The sequence below is a fragment of the Caulobacter sp. FV2ye17ST genome (assembly GCF_058680955.1).
The window spans coordinates 175,427-195,533 of sequence record NZ_CM178727.1; the positions used below are offsets into that span (position 1 = coordinate 175,427).

The window sequence follows — 20,107 nt, forward strand, 5'->3', positions numbered from 1 at the left end:
CCGGCACAAGTAAGAAAGTCCTGACCAAATGTGTTGCAAAGGCGCCGATGGCGGAGGGTTTGTGGCCCGGCGTGGCCTTTCCGTCACCAAACCTTCGAAAAGGACGGCTAAGGAAGCCGCTAACATGGGGTGCGATGTTTCTCTTTTGTGTCGAGAGCGCGCCAGAATGAGGGGATTGCAATGATTTCTATGAAAAGGCTCGCCAGTGGGGCAGCCCTTACCGTGCTCGCGCTCGCCGCGTCCAGCGCGGTGTACGCCCAGGAAACCACCGCGGCCGTTCGCGGCGCCGTGACGGGTGAAGGCGGAGCGCCGGTCGCCGGCGCTGCGGTCACCATCGTTCACACCCCGTCGGGCACGCGCTCGACGACGGTTTCGGGCGAAAACGGCACCTATGACGCCCGCGGCCTCCGCGTCGGCGGCCCCTACGAAATCACCGTCCAGGCCCCGGGCCTGGAAGGCAAGAAGATCACCGACGTCTATCTGACGCTCGCCGACACCCAGCGCGTCGACGTCGACCTGGCCGCCAACGCGGTCGAAGCCGTTGTGGTTACCGCGTCGGCTGGCGGCAATGACGAAGGCGGTCCCAAGACCACCCTGAACCGCGACGCGATCGAAGCGGTTGTTTCGGTCAGCCGCGACGTTCGCGACCTGGCCCGCCGCGACATCCTGGTTTCGCAGAACATCCGTAACGACGGCGGCATCTCGATCGCCGGTTCGAACCCGCGCACCAACCGCATCGTCATCGACGGCGTCGCCGCCCAGGACCCCTACGGCCTGGAAACCGGCGGCCTGCCCACCGCGCGCGGCCCGATCTCGCTGGACGCCATCGAGCAGTTCAGCATCGCGGCCGTTCCGACCGACGTCGAGAACGGCTCGTTCACGGGCGGCGCCCTGAACATCGTCCTGCGCTCGGGCGGCAACGACTTCCACGGCAGCGCCTTCATCAACTATCTGAACGAAGGCCTGGTCGGTAGGCACATCGGCCCGTCGCGCGTCTCGCAGCTGATCAGCCAGAAGAACTACGGCGGCTTCCTGTCGGGCCCGATCTGGAAGGACAAGCTGTTCTTCGCCGGCTCGTACGAGAAGTACGAAACCCTCGACACCACCAACACCGGTCCGGTTGGCGCGGGTTTCGCCAACAGCTTCTCCAACGGCCTGACCCAGGCCACGATCGACCAGGTCGTCAGCATCTATAACAGCGGTTACGCCAGCGACTTCGACGCCGGCTCGATCCTGCGTTCCACCCCGGTCACCGACAAGAAGTACTCGGCCAAGATCGACTGGAACATCAACGACCAGCATCGCGCCAGCCTCAGCTATCGCCGCGCCGAGTCGCAGTTCACCTCGCGGACCGACCTGGGCACCACCACGGCCGCGCTCGACTCGCACTGGTATGACGCGACCTATCTGGACGAAGGCACCACCCTCGAGATCAACTCGGACTGGACCGATCGTCTGTCGACGACCGTTCGCGCCACCTATCGCGACTGGGTCAAGGGCCAGAACCCCAAGAGCGGCCAGAACTATTCGGACGTGACCATCTGCGCCGCGCAGAACGCCGACACCGCCCCGACCAACGCCTCGATCACCAGCTGCGCCGTTGGCAATTCGTCGATCCGCTTCGGACCTGACGCGTTCCGCCACGCCAACCAACTGGACATCCAGGAAGCGGTGTTCCAGGGCACGGCGACCTATTCGATGGACGATCACGTCTTCAAGTTCGGCTACCAGGGCTCGAAGAAGGAAGTGTTCAACGTGTTCGTGCCGAACTCGCGCGGCACCTACTACTTCGACTCGATCGCCGACTTCGCCGCCGGCCGCGCCAGCTCGCTGACCTACAGCAACTCGGTCACCGGCACCGCCAACGACGCCGCCGCCGACTTCAAGTACTGGCAGCACTCGCTGTACGCCCAGGACTCGGTGGACGTCACCGACGACATCAAGGTCACGGCGGGCTTCCGCTTCGACTGGATCAAGATGGACGACGTCCCGGGTGAAAACCCCAACTTCGTCGCGCGTAACGGCTTCACCAACACCACCACCCTGGACGGCCTGAGCATCCTGATGCCGCGCGTCTCGGCGACCTGGCGCGTGACCGACAGCCTGAAGCTGAACGCGGGCTTTGGCCTGTTCTCGGGCGGCCAGCCGGAAGTGCTGTTCGCCACGCCGTTCTACAACAACGGCTATCAGATCGCCGGCACCACCATCCGCCGCTGCATCACCGCCGCGTCGAACTGCACGGGCGCCAACGGTTATCTGGAATCCTCGACCTCGTCGGGCGTGACCCCGGGCTTCAACGCCGCTGTCGGCGCCGCCGCCCTGGACAACCTCAACAGCTTCTCGGGCTTCGGCTATCAGATCCCGACCCTGGTGAAGTCGTTCCAGGAAGGCACCCTGGCCGGCACCCCGGGCATCAGCCCGTCCAACGAAGTCATCGCCCTGAACCCGGCCTTCCAGCTGCCGGCTGAATGGAAGCTGTACTTCGGCGCCAACTGGGAAGTGTACGACGGCTGGAACCTGGACGTTCAATATGTGGCCACCCAGGCCCAGGACGCCGTGACCTTCGTCGACGCCCGCGCTCGCGCGCTGGTGATCAACGGCCAACGCGCCCTGACCCCGGACGGTCGTCCGCGCTATGACGGTCTGACCCTGTCGGCCTCGGACCGCGCCGCCCAGGGCGTTTCGTCGACCAACCCGGGCGACAACCGCGACCTGATCACCAACAACGTCGACAAGGGTGAAGCCTTCACCGCCGGCGTCAGCCTGTCCAAGTCCTTCGACTTCGGTCTGGACCTGGGCCTCGGCTACGCCCGTCAGAACATCGACGAGTCGAACGCCGGCCTGCGCTTCGGCACCACCGCCGGCTCGCTGTACAACAGCGTTCCGGCCGGCCTGGATCCGGCCCGCGACGCCTACGGCACCGCGCTGGAAGAGATCAAGGATCGCTACAAGCTGGAACTGGGCTACCGGAAGAAGTTCTTCGGCGATAACGAGACGCGCATCACCCTGTTCGGCGAGCGCACCACGGGTCGTCCGTTCGGCTTCACCATGCAGGACGCCGCTTCGGGCCGTAGCTCGGTGTTCGGTGTGAACCGCGCCGCCCAGCTGCTGTACGTGCCGGACATCAAGGCCGACACCAACACCGCCGACCTGCAAATCGGCAACGTGTTCTTCGTCGATGCGGCCAACCGCGACCGCTTCATCGGTTATGTGAACCAGTTCGGCCTGGATGCTGGCGTTCTGCCCAAGTACTCCAACCGCAACAAGGACCTGAACCGCCTCGACCTGCAGCTCAGCCAGGAACTGCCGACCCTGATCGACGGCCACAAGCTGAAGGTCCAGTTCGACATCCGCAACGTGCTGAACCTGATCGACCGCGACTGGGGCAAGGTGGAAGAGTACTTCGACGGCAACACCCTGGCCCGCGTGGCGTGCGTGAGCGCGACGGGCGCTAACCTGACCGCCGCCAACAGCGCCAGCTGCCCGGCCTACCGGTACTCGAGCGTTCCGACCTCGGTGAACAAGAGCCGCAACATCAACCAGTCGCTCTGGACGATGCAGGTTTCGCTGCGTTACGAGTTCTAACCCACTCGTCACCACGACCAACAGGAAGGGCGGCCCCGCAACGGGCCGCCCTTTTTGTTTTGTCGCCCCCATCTGTTAGAAAACGTCATTTGCTAGAACCCCTGCTTGACCCCCGGTCCCCCAAGGGCCATTTGCGCCTCCCGTTTTGATCCAGGCTTTCGACACATGACCCCGACCGTTCCCGCCGAGTGGGCCCCGCACCGTGCGATGTGGGTGGGCTTTCCCAGCCACGCCGAACTGTGGCGCGAAGACCTTCCGGTCGCCCAGAAGGAAGTGGCCGATCTGGCCCGCGCCCTGGCCGGCCCCGGCGCCGAGCGCGTGCGGCTGATGGTGGTGGGCGACGAGGCCGAGGCCGCCGCCCGGGCCCTGCTGGCCGACACCACGGTCGAGATCGTGCGCGGCACGTTCGGCGACATCTGGCTGCGCGACACCGGCCCGATCTATGTCGAGACCGCGCAGGGCCCTATCGCCGCCGGCTTCGAGTTCAACGGCTGGGGCGGCAAGTTCGAGATGGAGGGCGACGACATCGTCGCCGAGCAGATCGCCGCCGCCTCGGGCACGCCCCTGACCCGCAACGGCTTCGTGCTGGAGGGCGGCTCGCTGGACCACGACGGTCTGGGCACCGTGCTCTCGACCCGCCAGTGCCTGCTCAACGAGAACCGCAATGGCGACTTCGACGAGGCCAAGGCCTTCGCCGCGCTGTCGAAGGCGCTGGGCGTCAAGAAGGTGCTGTGGCTGGGCGATGGCCTGCTGAACGACCACACCGACGGCCATATCGACAACCTGGCCCGCTTCGTCGCGCCGGGCGTGGTGGCCTGTCCGATGGCCTTCGGCGCCGACGATCCCAATGCCGAGGTCTATGCCGACACCGCCCGCACCCTGGCCGGCATGACCGACAGCCGCGGCTCGCCCCTGCAGGTGGTGCGCATCCCGTCGCCGGGCCGCATTCTGGATGACGAGGGCCAGCCGATCCCGGCCTCGCACATGAACTTCCTGATCGCCAACGAGGCGGTCATCGTGCCGATCTATGCCGAGGAGTCGGGCGCCTTCGCCGTCGAGGTGATCCAGGGTCTGTTCCCCGAGCGCGAGGTCATCGGCTTACCCTCGACCGCCATCCTGACCGGCGGCGGCTCGTTCCACTGCATCAGCCAGCAGGAGCCGGCATGACCCGCACCCTGAACGTCGCCGCGATCCAGACCTCCTACGGCATGGATCTGCAGGCCAATATCAAGAAGACCGAGGGCTTCATCCGCCAGGCCGCCGCCGGCGGCGCGCAGGTGATCCTGCCGTCCGAGCTGTTCCAGGGCCCGTATTTCTGCGTGACGCAGGAAGAAAAGTGGTTCGCCGAGGCCCATCCGTGGCGCGAGCATCCGGTGGTCAAGGCCATCGCGCCCCTGGCCGGCGAGCTGGGCGTGGTGATCCCGATCTCGATCTTCGAGCGCGAAGGCCCGCACTATTTCAACAGCGTGGTCATGGCCGACGCCGACGGCTCGCTGCTGGGCCTCTATCGCAAGAGCCATATCCCCGACGGCCCCGGCTATCAGGAGAAGTACTATTTCCGCCCCGGCGACACCGGCTTCAAGGTCTGGGACACCCGCTTTGGCCGGCTGGGCGTCGGCATCTGCTGGGACCAGTGGTACCCCGAGGCCGCCCGCGCTATGGCCCTGATGGGCGCCGAGGCCCTGTTCTATCCCACCGCCATCGGCAGCGAGCCGCATGACCCGACGCTGAACACCACCCTGCCGTGGCAGCGGGCCATGCAGGGCCACGCCGTCGCCAATGTCATCCCGGTGATCGGCGCCAACCGCATCGGCTTCGAGCCCTGGGAGAACTATCCCAATGGCGGCCAGCAGTTCTATGGCTCCAGCTTCATCGCCGACCATCGCGGTGATCTGGTCAGCGAGCTGGGCCGCGACGACGAGGGTCTGGTGGCGGCGTCGTTCGACCTCGACTTCCTGCGCACCCACCGCGCGGCCTGGGGCTTTTTCCGCGACCGGCGGTCGGACCTGTACGGCGCGTTGGCCAGCCCGCGTCCGGCCTAGGCCCAGACTGCGCGGTTTTCGGGCGCCGGGCGCAAGGGCGCGCGTTGAGCGCGAAGCCGCTTGACGAGTAGATATGTTATTTCATAACACTCCAACCGAGACCGGTCCCCCGGTCAAGGTTCAGGATTGTTCGATGCCCCGTCGCGCTTGTTTCTCCGCCGTCAGCCTGCTGGTCCTGACCGTCGCCGCCACCGCCCAGGCCGAAGTCGCCCCCGCCGGGACCGCGCCGGCGGCCGGCCAGGAGGTCGAGGTCTCCAAGGTGGTGGTCACCGCCGCGCCCTATGCGGTGTCGGCCGACAACCTGACCGCCAGCGTCGCCATCGTCGACCGCACCGATCTGGATCTCGCGCCTCCCACCGGTCTGGGCGACCTGCTCAGCGGCATGCCCGGCGTGCGCTCGACGGCCTTCGGCGCCGGCGCCAGCCGTCCGGTGGTGCGCGGCCTGGCGGGACCCCGCGTGCAGGTGCTGACCAATGGCGTGGGCCAGATTGACGCCAGCGCCCTGTCGCCCGACCATCAGGTGGCCACCGATCCCGGCGAGGCCGAGCGCATCGAGGTGCTGCGCGGCCCGGCGGCCCTGGCCTATGGCGGCTCGGCCATCGGCGGGGTGATCAACATCATCGACGACCGCATCGCCAGCCGCGCCCCGGACGGCGGCGTCAGCGGCCGGTTCCTGGCCTCCGGCGCGACCGGCGACGACAGCTATGCCGTTTCCGGCGCCATCCACGCGGCGGTCGGCCCGCTGGTCCTGACCCTGGATGGCCTCAAGCGCGAAGCCGACGACTACGAGATCCCGGTCTATCCCGAATCCCGCCGCCAGCTGGCCCTGGAAGGCGAGACGGCCGAAGGCGGCGGCGGCAAGCTGGCCAATACCGCGGTCGACCTGAAGGCCTATGGCGGCGGCGTCTCCTATATCGGCGCTGACGGCTTCATCGGCGTCTCGGTCAAGAAGACCGACACCACCTACGGCGTTCCCGGCCATGCTCACGAGGAGCCGGGCGTCGAGGAAGAGGGGCCGGTCACCATCGGCCTGACCCAGACCCGCGTCGACCTGCGTGGCGAGTACAACAAGCCTTTCGGTCCCTTCGCCAAGCTGCGCGCCTCGGCCGGCCACGCCGACTATGAGCACACCGAGTTCGAGGGCGACGCGGTCGGCACCAAGTTCATGTCGGACGGCTATGAGGGTCGCGTCGAGCTGGTCCAGACCGAGCGAGACGGCTGGAAGGGCGCGGTGGGCGTCCAGGCCCTGCGCCGCAACTTCGACGCCCAGGGCGACGAGGCCTATGTGCCCAAGACCAAGATCACCGAATACGGCGCCTTCACCCAGCAGCGGGTCGAGAAGGCCGGCTGGGGCTATGAGGGCGGTCTGCGGATCGACTATCGCAACCTGGACAGCCTGAAGGGCGAGGCCGACTTCACCAACCTCTCCGGTTCGGTCGGGATCTTCACCCGGCCCTCGGACGCGGTGTTCTTCGGCGTGGCCCTGTCGCGCAACAGCCGGGCCCCGACCGAGGCCGAGCTCTATGCCGAGGGCCCGCACGTGGCTACGCGCGGCTTCGAGATCGGCGATCCCGACCTCGAGGAAGAGACCGCCTGGTCGCTGGAGGCCACCGCCCACTATACCGGCGAGCGCCTGAGCGCCGACCTGCACCTATTCACCGCCCGCTATGACGGCTTCATCGACCTGCGCCCGACCGGCGCCGAGGAAGACGGCCTGGCGGTCTATCAGTACATCCAGACCAAGGCCGACTTCCGGGGCTTCGAGGTCGAGACCAGCTACAAGGCGTGGCGCAGGGACGACCAGAGCCTGACCCTGGAAGCCTCCGGCGACTTCGTGCGCGGCGCGACGGATCTGGGCCCGCCGGCCCGCATCCCGTCCTATTCGGTGAGCGGCCGGGCGATCTATGACGCCCGCTTCTGGACCGCCCGTGTCGAGGCCCGCCATGTCGGCGAGCAGGACCGCGTCGCCGAAGGCGAGCTGCCCACCGACGCCTATACGGTGCTGAACGCCTCCGTGGCCTGGAAGCCGAAGGGCGACGGCCAGCTGCGCGTGTTCCTGGACGGCCGAAACCTGACCGACGAGGAGATCCGCGAGCACGCCTCGTTCCTCAAGGACATCGCCCCGTCGGCCGGCCGTTCGGTGCGCGCGGGCGTCGCCTGGCGTTTCTAGAGACCCTTGTCGGGCGGACGGCGTTCGCTCGACAGTGGAAAGGGCGGTCGTGATATCCCCGGTCGGGACGGGTCGATTGCCGGGGCGCCTGGGATCGGCTAGAAGCGCCAGGCCTTTACGGCCGCTCGCGCGGTCCGCCCTTTCAGCTTTTGTGTAGAGCTATCAATGGAATCGACTCAGTCCGCCGGCGGCATCTCCGGCAACGTTCTGTTCTACGTCTCGCCTGAGCCGCTGAACCGCGAGCAGCATGCCAAACTGGCCCTCGTTCACAACGAGAAGCCCTACAGCTTCGCCGCCACCGGCACCGCCGTGCCGCTGACGGTCACCGAGTTCGCGCCGGCCGCCCTGTCGTTCCCGGTGATCTTCGCCGGCGAGGACCGCGTTCCCCTGGCCGTCATGGGCCTGAACAACGGCGAGAACCTGTTCGTCAACGCCGACGGCTCGATCGACGCCGGCGTCTACATCCCCGCCTATATCCGCCGCTATCCGTTCGTGCTGGCCAATGACGAGGGCCAGGACCGCCTGATCGTCTGCATCGACAAGGGCTCCAGCCTGCTGTCGGAACAGGGCGAGACCAAGCTGTTCGACGAGAAGGGCGAGCCCACCGAATACACCCAGAACTGCATCAAGTTCTGCGATGACTTCGAAGCCGAACGCCGCCGCACCGACTCGTTCGTGCAGCTGCTGAAGGACAACGACCTGTTCGAGCTGAAGACCGCCGTCTTCACCCCGACCGACGCCGCCGGCCAGCCTGGCCAGCCGCAGACCGTCGCCGAATATTACGGCGTGTCGGAAGAGAAGCTGAACGCCCTGCCGGTCGAGAAGCTGCGCGAACTGCAAACCAACGGCGCCCTGGCCCAGATCTATGCGCACCTGGTGTCGCTGGTCGGCTGGGACCGCCTGATCGCCGTCGCCATGGTCCGCCAGGCGGCCGCGGCGGGCGTGGCTGTGAACTAAGACAGGCTTCCTTCGGGAGGTTCGGAATAGGGCGGCGAGGCTTCGGCTTCGCCGCCTTTTTTCTTGGGTTGAGCCCGGGTTCCGTTTCCGGGGCTTGGCGGCCCCGGGGTTCCTCAGTACGGCGCGGCTGCCGCCAGGGGCGGCTTTGCCCAAAGTTCAGCATCTAACCTAACTCCCGAGGCTGGATAGGGAGTTAGCCCATCGGCATGCCAGGCTTTGGCGCTGTAATGGGCCGTTCATCTGGCCGACAGGGTGGGTTCACCCGCCATCTCTAGTCCTGACGTCACGGGCGAAGGCCCGCGCTACAGGGCAGGAGACAATGCGTAAGAGCGTTTCAGTCGTCGCGGTCGCGACAGTGCTTTTGGGGTTGGCCGGCGCGGGGGCGAGCGCACAGGCCGCCGAGACCGGCAAGTTCCAGGTCAAGCTGATGGCCACGAACGTCGCCGTCGATGGCGCAATCACCCAGGTCAATCTTGACCGGCTGCGCTTGCCGTCGGGGTCCGACACTCGCGCCAAAGACGCCTGGGTCCCGACCATCGCTGCGGAATACTTCGTCTCGCCGCGCATCTCGATCGAGACGATCTGCTGCCTCACGCAGCACGACGTACGAGGGGCAGGCGCGCTGAATGGCGCAGCGCTGATCGATAACGCCGAGGTCATCCCGGCCACGGTGACGGTGAAGTACCACTTCCCGCTCGCGAGTGGGGTTAAGCCCTATGTGGGCGCGGGCCCCGCTTACTTCATGATCTTCGGCGAAGGCGTCGGCGCCAGCGCGCGGGCCCTGGGCGCGACCAAGGTCGGCCTCTCCAGCGAGTTCGGCGCGGCGCTGCAGGCGGGTGTGGATATCCCCCTCCGCGACAAGGCCGTCGGCCTCAGCATCGACGTGAAGCGCTACTTCGTCGACACCACGGCTCGATTCCACGCCGGCAGTCAGCTGGTCCTGGAGACCGAGCACCAGCTGGATCCGTGGGTGGCGAGCGCGGGTGTGATATGGCGCTTCTAGGCCTTCGTCGGGGCGGTCGTGCTCCTGTGGGCTTGGCGCTGGCGAGCCTCGTGCTCGCCAGCGCTGGAGCAGCCCACGCGACCGACGAAGACACCCAGGTCTGGTCGGTCGTCAACGCTACCGGGGCGCTGAACGACAAGGTGGTCCTGAGCGTCGACGGTCAGGTGCGCTTTAGCGACGACGCCAGTCGTCTGGGCCAGCTGATCGTCCGTCCATCGGTGGGCTGGCGGCTGGACGGCGCCAAGACCGCTTCACTGGGCTATGCCTACATCCGGTCCACGCCCAAGGGCCGTCCGGCGACCGAGGAGCACCGAGGCTGGCAGCAGCTGTCCTACCGGCTGGCGGGGGGCGGCAAGGGTTTGACGCTGACAGGGCGGACGCGTCTGGAACAGCGTTGGGTCGAGGGGCGCGACGGGACCGGTTGGCGTGTTCGTCAGCAGGTTCGGGTGACCGCTCCGGTCAAGGACCGCGTGCGCGGGGTAGCCTGGACCGAGTCGTTTGTCGGCTTCAACCAGACCTCCTGGGGCCAGCGTGACGGGCTGCACCTTTGGCGCAGCTTCGCCGGCGTGTCGGTTCCCATCTCCAAGACCGTGACGCTGGAGCCGGGCTACCTGCACCAGCGCGCCTTCCGAACCGGACCCGATGCGGTGACCCACGCAGCGGCCGTCTGGATCAATCTTCAATTCTGAGCAGAAAGAGCAACGCTATGAAAAAGCTCGATATTACCCTGGGCTCGACCATGCTCGCCCTGGTCGTTGGCGTCGCTGCGGCGCAGGCCGGTGTCGGCGACAAGCCGATCCATTCGGCTCTGGCAAAGATGTCGCCCGCAACGATCGCCGAGCGCATCGAGGTGCGCGATGATCCTCTCGAGGACCACGTGCTGTTCAGCACCAAGCCGGTGTTCCGCAAGGGCGGCTACACCGGAGGCGTGGCGGTGCATGACGGCTTCATCAAGGCCAGCAAGCCTCGCGACGGCGCCGCCGCCGGCGTTTCCTGGCGCGTCAGCTATGATCTCACCTACTTCGGCGCTCGCCGCGACGTGACACAGGTGAACATCCGGTCCGCCGATGGTCTCCTGAAGATCGCGCCCGCGGCCGTGCGCCGCTGGAGCGAGGATTGCGGCGCCGACGGCACGGCCACCTGCGGCCAGCACATGACGGTGGAGTTCGAGGCGCCCGAAAAGGTGATCCGCGACATCGCCGCCGCCTACAAGCCGGGCGATCGCACCCCCTGGCGCGTGCGCTTCAAGGATGACCACGGCGAGGGTCTGACCATCGGCATCGCCCCGGCTGAGGTGGCCGCACTGGTCAACGCCGTCGACGGCTGGAAGCGATAGTGCGAGCGCGTTTCCCCTATCGCGCATCGCTGATGGAAAGCCGCGTCCTTCGGGATGCGGCTTTTTTCATGCCTGCTCTTGGCCGCGATCGGAGGGCCTCTGTAATCCGCCGTTCATCCTGGCGACAGTTCAGGTTCACTCGCGCCCCTTAGACCTGACGACACGGCGCTCGACGCCAAACAGATCAGGAGACTAAAGATGAACCGCCGCTCCATCATCGCCGCTGGCGCTCTGTTCGCCGCCGTGGCGACCGCTCCGGCCGCTTGGGCCAGCACGACCTATTCCGGCGCGCTGACCGAGGCCGACGTCCTGTCGGCCCAGAAGGCCTGGGGCGACGCGCTGGTCTCGATCGCGCGCGAGTATGAGACCAACGGCCACGCCAAGGCCAAGGCCTTGGCCAACGTCGTGCTCGACAAGGCCTATGGCTACAACCTGGGTCCGGTGCTCTTCAAGCCGACCCTGACGACCGCGCCGCAGACCTTCCGCACCACCAAGGACGGCGCTCTGGCCTACTTCGTCGGTGGCGACTCCAAGTACCCGAACGACACGGGTTTCGCCCTCAAGGGCTGGCGCTCGGTCGAGATCAAGAACGCCGCCGTTCAGATCCATGGCGACACCGCCAGCACCGTTGGCAACGTCACCATGACGGACAAGGATGGCAAGGTGACGGTGGTCGACAAGACCTGGACCTTCAAGAAGACCGACGACGGCGCGATCCGCATCGTCGCCCACCACTCGTCGCTGCCCTACAGCGCCAAGTAGCGGAAAACGGCGCCAAACTTCTTTTTCCAACCCCTTGAACTTACGCCCGCCGGGTTCTCCAGCCCGAGCGGGCGTTCTTTTGTGGGCATATCGGTGAGGGCGCTCAAGCGCTCTGCGCGGTCTTCTCCGGATCGGGCTCCAGGCGATAGCCGAGGCCTCGCACCGTCGTGATGAACGAGGTCGCGCCCAGCGGGTCCACCTTGGCGCGCAGTCGCCGCACATAGACATCGACCACGTTGGTCAAGGGATCCTCATCGACCCCCCAGACATTCGACAGGATGCGCTCGCGGCTCAGGACACGGCCGGACGAAGACAGGAACAGCTCCAGCAAAGCCAGTTCGCGCGCGGTCAGGAGGATCTCCTCGCCGTCCCGCGTCACGCGCATCGTGGATCGGTCCAGTTCGACGCCGCCGGCCTTCAGTTTCCGATTCGTCGGCGCCCGCTGGTCGCGAGGACGGCGCAGCAGAGCCTCGATCCGGGCCAACAGCTCCTCGAAGGAGAACGGCTTGACCAGATAGTCGTCCGCTCCCATCCGTAGGCCCGTCACGCGATCCTCCACCGCCCCCAGTGCCGTCAGCATCAGGATCGGCGTCATTGTCCCGGAGGCGCGCAAGGTCTGGCAGACTTCCATGCCGGTCATCTTGGGGAGCATCAGGTCCAGCAGGATGACACCGCTCTGGTCCAGCTCCTTGAGCATTCCATCCAATTCGCGGCCAGCCTCCAGCCCGCTGATCCCGTCGCGCACCACCCTGACCTTGTAGCCCTCGGCCTTGAGCCCTCGCTCCAGAAAATCGGCGACGCGCGTGTCGTCCTCCACCACGAGGATGTGCATCTAGGCGTCTCCGTCCGCGTCGTCAGCTATCGTTCGGGGCAGGGTCAGCGTCGCCTTGACGCCCTCGCCGTCGTGGCTCTCGAGCTTGAGGGTGCCGCCCTGCCTTTCGGTGAGCGTCTTGGCGATGGGCAGGCCCAGGCCGGTGCCGTCAGCGCGGTGGGCGCGCGCCGCCGAGGACCGGAAGCCGCGATCGAAGACACGCATCATGTCCGCCTCGGCGATGCCGATCCCTTGGTCCTTGATCTCCAGACGCCAGACGTCCGGGTTCGCTGGATCGACCCCGGCGGATATGTCGACGCCGCCGCCCGGGTGCGAATAGCGGATGGCGTTGTCGAGCAGCAGGGCCATCACCTGCTGCAACCGCTGTCCGTCCGCCTCGACCCGCAGGGGGGCGGCGTCGATACTGACCCTCAGCTCCAGGTCCCGGACGCGGGCCACCGGCGAAAGCGTGGCGATAGCCTCTTCAAGGGCTTGGCGGGGATCTACCTCGGTGAGGTTCAGTTGCAGCAGTTCAGCGTCGCTGCGCGCCATCATCAGAAGGTCTTCAATCAGCGCGCCCATCTGGCCGGAGGCCTGGGTGATGCGCTGAAGCGCTTCGCGATAGTCGTCGATCGACTTGCTGCCGCGCAGGGCCACGTCGGCCTCGCCGCGGATGGCGGTCATGGGCGTGCGCAGCTCGTGACTGATGTCGCCAAGCAGTTGGCGTCGCCGCGCCTCCACCTGGCGGAGCTCGGCCAACGCCGCCTCCAGCTCCTGGGTGCGGGCAGCGACCTGGACCTCGAGGTCTGCGCGCAGTTCGGCTTCCTGCTTACGGCGAGCCGACAGTTCCTCGGCCATATGGTTGATGCTCGCGCCCAGGCGAGAGAATTCGCCGATGCCGTCTTCGGGCATGCGATGATCCAGCCGCCCCTGTTCGAAGGCCTTGGCACCGTCGGACATGGCCGCCAGAGGCCGTCTCAGCGCCCGGATGAAGTAGAACGCCAGAACAACGCCCGTCAGGCCGAGTATACCCGCCGCTGACCAGGACAACACCTTGACCCGCGCCAGATAGACGTCGGCGCTCTCGCGCGTGCGTTTCAGGGTCACGGCTTCGGTCTGGATTCGCTCGTTGAGCATCTCCCGCAGATCGCGCCCCGCGCCCTTGTCGAACACCAACTCGATGGCCCCCCAGGCCCCCAGCGCGTCCTGGCTCGGTCCTCGACGATTGATCTCGGCGATTGGATCCCGCAGCGCGACGACGCTCTGAGACAAGAGTTTCAGGGCATCGTCGCGCCGGGCGCTGTCATCGGATTGGATCCCCATGGCGCGATCCATCTCCTCGGCTCGCGCGCTGAGTTCCTGCAATCGTACGATGGTGTTCGCCATGCGCAGTCGCAGCATCTCCCCGTCACCTGGCGCGTATGGGGCTCCGATCAGGGCGCGGAGCGACCAGGCCCTGAGCCGCTGCTTGGTCGCCGAAAGCTCCCAGAAGCCACTTTGAAGATCGCCCGCCACGCGGCCGCGGACGACCTGATGCTCCGCGCGCGTCGCGATCCAGGCGGCCAGGCCGCCCTGCGCAAGCGCCAGAGACGCCATAAGCGCGAAGGCCACGGTGAGACGGGTAGAGAAAAGCGCCTTCACGCGGGTCTCCGCATACCAAGGGGATTGGTAGAGATAGAGCGACGCTGGAGCATCGCCAAGCTTGACCCGCAATATGGGCGGGCTTGCAACCACACCACCAGCCCAGGCTTTCAGAGCACCCCTGAAGTCGCCATTGCGGCCCCGAGCCCGACCTACCGCGCGAAAATGCTCCGGGTCAGGCACGAGAACACCAGCCGCCCGGCCTCATCCAGCAGGTCGTGCTGGGCGATGATCATGCCCTTGCCTTCGCCGACCGGGTCCTTGCCCATCACCGTCATGCGGCCGCGCAGCAGTTCGCCGACCGGCGGGTTGCGCATCCAGCGCAGGGCGTCGACGCCCAGGCGCTTGGTCTGGGGCCAGGCGGCGGCGGCCTCGGCGTCCAGCCGCGACCAGATGGCGAAGACCATCACGTCGGGGGCGCCGTTCTCGATCGGCCAGCCGGGGGCGAAGGCGGCGATGAAGGCCTCCAGCGCCTTGCCCTCCACGGCGCGCGTGCCCAGCGACACGACCTGACCAATCTCGATATCGTCGAACGCGGCGGGCATGTCTGGAGTCTCACTTTGAATCGTCATCGACTGTCCATGGTCGGTCGGTCCTTGTCGAGAGCGCGTGGGCGGGCCATGTGTCGCTGACGCTTTTTGGCTCGGGCAGGCTTGATGTTGATCCGGAAACTTCTCGTGGCCGTGCAGGCCGTGCTCTTCGCCGGGCTTCTGGCCGCCTCGGGCGGCGGCCAGGCCGTGGCCGGTCCGGTCAATACCGGCCACATCGAAGCCGAGCTTGTGGCCCAGGACGCCGCCGCCGTGCCGGGCGCGACGATCTATGTGGCCCTGCGCCAGAAGATCCAGCCGGGCTGGCACACCTATTGGCGCAATCCGGGCGACGCCGGCGACGCCACCAAGATCGTCTGGACCCTGCCGACCGGCTGGACCGCCGGCGACATCGTCTGGCCGACCCCGGAGAAAAGCCGCGTCGGGCCGCTGCTCGACTACGCCTATGAGGGCGAGGTTCTGCTGCCCGTGCCGATTACCGTGCCCGTCGACGCCCGCCCGGGCTCGACGGTCACCCTGAAGGCCGCCGCCGCCTTCCTGGTCTGCGAGGAGATTTGCATCCCCGAGGATGCGGTCCTGACCCTGGACCTGCCCATCGTGGCCGGCGCGCCGGGCCCGGATCCGAAATGGGGCGCCGCCGTCGCCAAGACCCTGGCCGACGCCCCCAAGTCCGCCGGCCTGAAGGCCGTGTTCAAGCTCGAGGGCGGCGTTCTGAAGCTGGCCGTGACCGGCGCGCCGCTGAAGGGCGCCGACATGACCGGGGCCTATTTCTTCCCCTATTCCGGCAAGGTCATCGACCATGCCGCCGACCAGACCATCGAGCGCGGTCCCGAGGGCCTGACCCTGGGCCTGACGCCCGGCTATGACTTCACCTCTGGCACGGCGCCGACCGAGCTCTCTGGCGTGCTGGCCCTGAAGGGTCAGGCCTTCGAGGTGACGGCGACGGCGGGCGATCCCCCCGCCACGGCCTCGGGCCTGGGCGCGCCGCCGACCGCAAAAGGACCGGTGGACGCCAAGGGCCTGCTCACCGCCCTGGTCTTCGCCTTTCTGGGCGGGCTGATCCTGAACCTGATGCCGTGCGTCTTCCCGGTGCTGTCGATGAAGGCCGCCAGCCTGGCCGGCCACGCCCACGATCCGGGCAAGACCCGCCTGCAGGGCCTGGCCTTCCTGGTCGGGGTGGTCGCCACCTTCCTGGCCCTGGCCGGCCTCTTGATCGCGGTGCGGGCCGGCGGCGCGGCCGTGGGCTGGGGCTTCCAGCTGCAGTCGCCGGTCGTGGTGGCCAGCCTGGCCCTGGTCATGCTGCTGGTGGCCCTGAACATGTCGGGCGTCTTCGAGTTCGGGACCTCGGTCCAGGGCGTCGGCGGCAGCATCTCGGCGCGGGGCGGCGTGACCGGCGCCTTCTTCACCGGCGCCCTGGCCGTGGTCGTAGCCGCCCCCTGCACCGCCCCGTTCATGGCCGGCGCCCTGGGTTTCGCCCTGGTCCAACCGCCGCTGATCTCGCTGTCGGTGTTCCTGGCCCTGGCGCTCGGCTTCGCCGCGCCGTTCGTGATCCTGGCCTTCGCCCCGGCCCTGCTGGCCCGCCTGCCGCGTCCCGGCGCCTGGATGGACACCCTGAAGAAGGGCCTGGCCTTCCCGATGTATGGCACCGCCGCCTGGCTGGTCTGGGTGTTCAGCCAACAGGCCGGGTCGATCGCCCTGGGCGAGGTGTTCGCCGCCGCCGTGCTGCTGGCCTTCGCGGCCTGGCTGTGGGGCCACGCCCAGACGCGCCGCGCCGTGGGCAAGCCCAGCCGGGTCTCGCTGGTGCTGGCGGTGCTGAGCTTGGCGGGTGCGATCGCCCTGACGGCCCTGACCGTGCAGGCGCCGGGGCCCGCCGCGGCCGCCACGACCGCCGCCTCGACGCCCAGCGGCCCCGGCCTGACGTCCGAGCCCTGGTCGCCCGAGCGTGTCGCCGCGCTGCAGGCCGAGGGCCGGCCGATCCTGGTCGACTTCACCGCCGCCTGGTGCGTGACCTGCCAGGTCAACGAGAAGGTGGCCCTGTCCGGCGCCGGCGTCGCCCAGGTGTTCAAGGACAGGAACGCCGTGCTGCTCAAGGCCGACTGGACCAATCGCGACGCCACCATCGCCGCCGCCCTGGCCGAGCATGGCCGGGCGGGGGTGCCGCTGTATCTGGTCTATCCGGCCAAGGGCGGCGCGCCGGTGATCCTGCCGCAGCTGCTGACCGAGGGCATGGTGATCGAGGCCATCGAGAAGGCGGCTTCCTAGTTTCGGAGAACGCCGGGATGTGACAAGCTGCAAAGGCGAGGGGGAACTCTGTCTTTCTGGAGCTCGCATATGTCCAATGTCACGCGCCGTCTCGTCGCCGCCGGCCTGCCGCTGATCGCGGTCGCCGCGCCCGGTCTCGCCCACGCCAAGCCCGCCCCGGCCTTCACCGCTGTCGACATCGACGGCAAGACCCGCTCGCTGGCCGAGTTCAGGGGCAAGACCGTGGTCCTGGAATGGGTCAACGAGGGCTGCCCCTATGTGAAGAAGCACTATTCGGGAAACATGCAGGGCCTGCAGGCGGCCGCCACGGCCGAGGGCGTGGTCTGGCTGACCATCGCTTCCTCGGCGCCCGGCAAGCAGGGCCATTTCCCGGACGGCGCGGTCGCCAAGACCTGGATGCAGGCTCGCGGCGCCAAGCCGACCACTCTGCTGCTCGACGCGGAGGGCGTGATCGCCACGGCCTACAAGGCCAAGACCACGCCGCACATGTTCGTCATCGATAAGGCCGGGGCCGTCGTCTATGAGGGCGCCATCGACGACATCCCCAGCAACAAGGTCGAGGATCTGGGGAAGGCCAAGAACCTGGTCGCGGCGGCCTTGGCGGATGTGAAGGCGGGCCGCAAGGTGGCCGTGTCGTATGTCCAGCCCTATGGCTGCGCGGTGAAGTACAAGGACGCCTAGGGGGGCGCTTGAGGGCGCGCCTAGGCCGCCGGCTGCGGCGGGGCGGTGATGACCTCGACATTGTCGTTGAGCAGATAGACCATGTCGCGCAGGGCCAGGTCCTGGTCCTTGACGGTCCTGGCGGCGGTCATGGCGGCCAGCTTTTCGGGCAGGTCGACCGAGATGCCGCGCAGGATGCACTTGAGGTCGTCGACCGCGCCGCGTTCCTTCAGCGTCAGGTGGCCCTTCATGTCGAGGGCGGAAAGCTCGGTGATCCTGGCCGCGAAGGCCTCGGCGCCGGGCAGGGCGGCGGCCGGGGCGGCGGGGTCGGCGGCGAGCGCCTTGCGGTAGGCTTCGGCCTGGGCCTTCAGCCCGCCGGCGCGGCGGACGATGTCGGCGAACAGCGGCTCGCCGGCCACCGAGGCCGGGGCGCTGAGGGCCGGAACGGCGGTCGGCGGCGCGGCCGGGCCGGTCGAGGCCAGCCAAAGCATGGCGGAAAAGGCGATCGCGTCGCAGGACATCTGAACTCTCCCCGCGAAAAACGTCATGGGTCTGCATGACGCGGCGGTATCCGTTTGGTAAGCCCGCGCGGGTAAACGCCGATTTACCAAACCCGCAAGGAACGCCCGCATGGCCGATCTCGACGCCGCCTGGACCCGCCTGGAAGCCGCCGCCAAGGCCGCCGGCGAAAAGCGCATCGTCGAGATGTTCGAGGCCGAGCCCGACCGCCTGGCCAACCTGACGCTGGACGTCGCCGGTCTGCACATCGACCTGTCGAAACAGGCCTGGGACGAGGCCGGTCTGGAAGCCGCGCTCGACCTGGCCCACGCCGCCGACGTCGAGGGCGCCCGGGCCCGGATGCTGGCCGGGGAAGCGATCAACAGCTCCGAAGGCCGCGCCGTGCTGCACACGGCCCTGCGGGCTCCGGCGGGCGCCGACATCAAGGCCCAGGGCGTTCCGGTCATGGCCGAGGTCGAAGCCGTCCGCCAGCGGATGAAGGCCTTCGCCGAGGCCGTGCGCTCGGGCCAGATCAAGGGCGCCACCGGCAAGCCGTTCAAGGCCATCCTGCACATCGGCATCGGCGGCAGCGACCTGGGCCCCCGCCTGCTGTGGGACGCCCTGCGCCCCGTCAAACCCGAGATCGACCTGCGGTTCATCGCCAATGTCGACGGGGCCGAGTTCCTGCTGACCACGGCCGATCTCGATCCCGCCGAGACCCTGGTGATCATCGTCTCCAAGACCTTCACCACCCAGGAGACCCTGTCCAACGCCACCGCCGCGCGGGCCTGGCTGGCGCAGGCCCTGGGCGAGGCGGGCGCCGGCCAGCACCTGGCCGCCATCTCGACCGCCCTGGAAAAGACCGCCGCCTTCGGCATCAGCGATGAGCGCGTGTTCGGCTTCTGGGACTGGGTCGGCGGCCGCTATTCGCTGTGGTCGTCGGTCAGCCTGTCGGTGGCCGTGGCCTGCGGCTGGGACGCCTTCCAGGGCTTCCTGGACGGCGCCGCCGCCATGGACGCCCACTTCGCCTCAGCCCCGCTGCACCAGAACGCCCCGGTGCTGCTGGCCCTGGCCCAGATCTTCAACCGCAATGGCCTGGACCGCCGCGCCCGCTCGGTGGTTCCGTACTCGCACCGCCTGCGCCGGCTGGCCTCGTTCCTGCAGCAGCTGGAGATGGAGAGCAACGGCAAGTCGGTCGGCCCCGACGGCCGGCCCGCCAAACGCGGCACGGCCACGGTGGTGTTCGGCGACGAGGGCACGAACGTCCAGCACGCCTATTTCCAGTGCATGCACCAGGGAACCGACATCACGCCGATGGAGCTGGTCGGCCTGGCCAAATCCGACGAGGGCCCGGCCGGCATGCACGAAAAGCTGCTGTCCAACCTGCTGGCCCAGGCCGAGGCCTTCATGGTGGGCCGCACCACGGACGACGTGATCGCCGAACTGACCGCCAAGGGCGTCTCCGAAGGCGAGATCGCCACGCTTGCCCCGCAGCGCACCTTCGCCGGCAATCGTCCGTCCACCCTGCTGCTGCTGGAGCGCCTGACGCCCCAGACCTTCGGCGCCCTGATCGCCCTCTATGAGCACAAGACCTTCGTCGAGGGCGTCATCTGGGGCATCAACAGCTTTGACCAGTGGGGCGTGGAGCTGGGCAAGGTAATGGCCGGCCGGATCCTGCCGGAGCTGGAAAGCGGCGCGGTCGGCAGCCACGATCCGTCGACGGCGGCGCTGATCGCGCGGCTGAAGGTCTAGGCCGCCGGGCGGCTAGCCCCTTCCCCCATCCTCTTCGCTGCGCTATAGCCCGCCCCCAATGACCCGCACGCCGCACCATC

16 protein-coding genes are annotated in these 20,107 nt (G+C 67.8%); 12 read left to right on the forward strand and 4 right to left on the reverse strand.

Annotated elements, in window-relative coordinates; translation table 11 throughout:
• Positions 1-222: 222 nt before the first annotated feature.
• From ACW17V_RS00825 to ACW17V_RS00865, 9 genes are all read left to right on the forward strand, one after another.
• Positions 223-3,585 (forward strand): TonB-dependent receptor, encoded by a 3,363-nt coding sequence (locus ACW17V_RS00825; RefSeq protein ID WP_492107015.1) that lies wholly within the window; start codon positions 223-225, stop codon positions 3,583-3,585.
• A gap of 165 nt (positions 3,586-3,750) precedes the next feature.
• Positions 3,751-4,752 carry an agmatine deiminase family protein gene (locus tag ACW17V_RS00830; RefSeq protein ID WP_492107016.1) on the forward strand — a complete coding sequence of 334 codons (1,002 nt, stop codon included), beginning with the start codon at positions 3,751-3,753 and terminating at the stop codon, positions 4,750-4,752.
• Positions 4,749-5,627: an N-carbamoylputrescine amidase gene (gene aguB, locus ACW17V_RS00835; protein ID WP_492107017.1), complete on the forward strand. Its 879-nt coding sequence runs from the start codon at positions 4,749-4,751 to the stop codon at positions 5,625-5,627. The genes ACW17V_RS00830 and aguB overlap by 4 nt, the downstream gene beginning before the upstream one ends.
• 133 nt (positions 5,628-5,760) lie before the next feature.
• Positions 5,761-7,797, forward strand: a complete 2,037-nt coding sequence (locus tag ACW17V_RS00840) for a TonB-dependent receptor (RefSeq protein ID WP_492107018.1) — start codon at positions 5,761-5,763, stop codon at positions 7,795-7,797.
• A 165-nt stretch (positions 7,798-7,962) separates the two neighbouring features.
• Positions 7,963-8,754: a SapC family protein gene (locus tag ACW17V_RS00845; protein ID WP_492107019.1), complete on the forward strand. Its 792-nt coding sequence runs from the start codon at positions 7,963-7,965 to the stop codon at positions 8,752-8,754.
• Between the two features lie 319 nt (positions 8,755-9,073).
• Positions 9,074-9,757 (forward strand): OmpW family outer membrane protein, encoded by a 684-nt coding sequence (locus tag ACW17V_RS00850; RefSeq protein WP_492107020.1) that lies wholly within the window; start codon positions 9,074-9,076, stop codon positions 9,755-9,757.
• Positions 9,721-10,446: a DUF2490 domain-containing protein gene (locus tag ACW17V_RS00855; protein WP_492107021.1), complete on the forward strand. Its 726-nt coding sequence runs from the start codon at positions 9,721-9,723 to the stop codon at positions 10,444-10,446. The genes ACW17V_RS00850 and ACW17V_RS00855 overlap by 37 nt, the downstream gene beginning before the upstream one ends.
• A 17-nt stretch (positions 10,447-10,463) precedes the next feature.
• Positions 10,464-11,093: a hypothetical protein gene (locus ACW17V_RS00860; RefSeq protein ID WP_492107022.1), complete on the forward strand. Its 630-nt coding sequence runs from the start codon at positions 10,464-10,466 to the stop codon at positions 11,091-11,093.
• A gap of 198 nt (positions 11,094-11,291) precedes the next feature.
• The gene (locus tag ACW17V_RS00865; protein ID WP_492107023.1) at positions 11,292-11,855 is read left to right on the forward strand and encodes a metal-independent carbonic anhydrase family protein; all 564 of its coding nucleotides are present in this window, start codon (positions 11,292-11,294) and stop codon (positions 11,853-11,855) included.
• Between the two features lie 103 nt (positions 11,856-11,958).
• Here the strand turns inward: ACW17V_RS00865 and ACW17V_RS00870 are convergent, their stop codons facing one another.
• The 3 genes from ACW17V_RS00870 to ACW17V_RS00880 form a co-directional block, all read right to left on the reverse strand.
• Positions 11,959-12,687, reverse strand: a complete 729-nt coding sequence (locus tag ACW17V_RS00870) for a response regulator transcription factor (protein WP_492107024.1) — start codon at positions 12,685-12,687, stop codon at positions 11,959-11,961.
• Positions 12,688-14,262 carry a sensor histidine kinase gene (locus ACW17V_RS00875; RefSeq protein WP_492108855.1) on the reverse strand — a complete coding sequence of 525 codons (1,575 nt, stop codon included), beginning with the start codon at positions 14,260-14,262 and terminating at the stop codon, positions 12,688-12,690. It abuts the gene before it with no gap.
• Between the two features lie 197 nt (positions 14,263-14,459).
• Positions 14,460-14,852, reverse strand: a complete 393-nt coding sequence (locus ACW17V_RS00880) for a hotdog family protein (RefSeq protein ID WP_492107025.1) — start codon at positions 14,850-14,852, stop codon at positions 14,460-14,462.
• A 111-nt stretch (positions 14,853-14,963) separates the two neighbouring features.
• Here ACW17V_RS00880 and ACW17V_RS00885 point away from each other — a divergent pair, with 111 nt between their 5' ends.
• Together ACW17V_RS00885 and ACW17V_RS00890 are read left to right on the forward strand one after the other, a co-directional pair.
• Positions 14,964-17,117 carry a protein-disulfide reductase DsbD family protein gene (locus ACW17V_RS00885; protein WP_492107026.1) on the forward strand — a complete coding sequence of 718 codons (2,154 nt, stop codon included), beginning with the start codon at positions 14,964-14,966 and terminating at the stop codon, positions 17,115-17,117.
• A 69-nt stretch (positions 17,118-17,186) separates the two neighbouring features.
• Positions 17,187-17,798 carry a redoxin domain-containing protein gene (locus ACW17V_RS00890; RefSeq protein WP_492107027.1) on the forward strand — a complete coding sequence of 204 codons (612 nt, stop codon included), beginning with the start codon at positions 17,187-17,189 and terminating at the stop codon, positions 17,796-17,798.
• Between the two features lie 20 nt (positions 17,799-17,818).
• On the opposite strand, the gene ACW17V_RS00895 is transcribed toward ACW17V_RS00890, so the two are convergent.
• On the reverse strand, positions 17,819-18,298 hold the full coding sequence (locus ACW17V_RS00895; protein WP_492107028.1) for a hypothetical protein: 480 nt from the start codon (positions 18,296-18,298) through the stop codon (positions 17,819-17,821).
• Between the two features lie 109 nt (positions 18,299-18,407).
• Between ACW17V_RS00895 and pgi the strand changes: the two genes are divergently transcribed.
• Positions 18,408-20,027: a glucose-6-phosphate isomerase gene (gene pgi / locus ACW17V_RS00900; protein ID WP_492107029.1), complete on the forward strand. Its 1,620-nt coding sequence runs from the start codon at positions 18,408-18,410 to the stop codon at positions 20,025-20,027.
• Positions 20,028-20,107 lie beyond the last annotated feature (80 nt).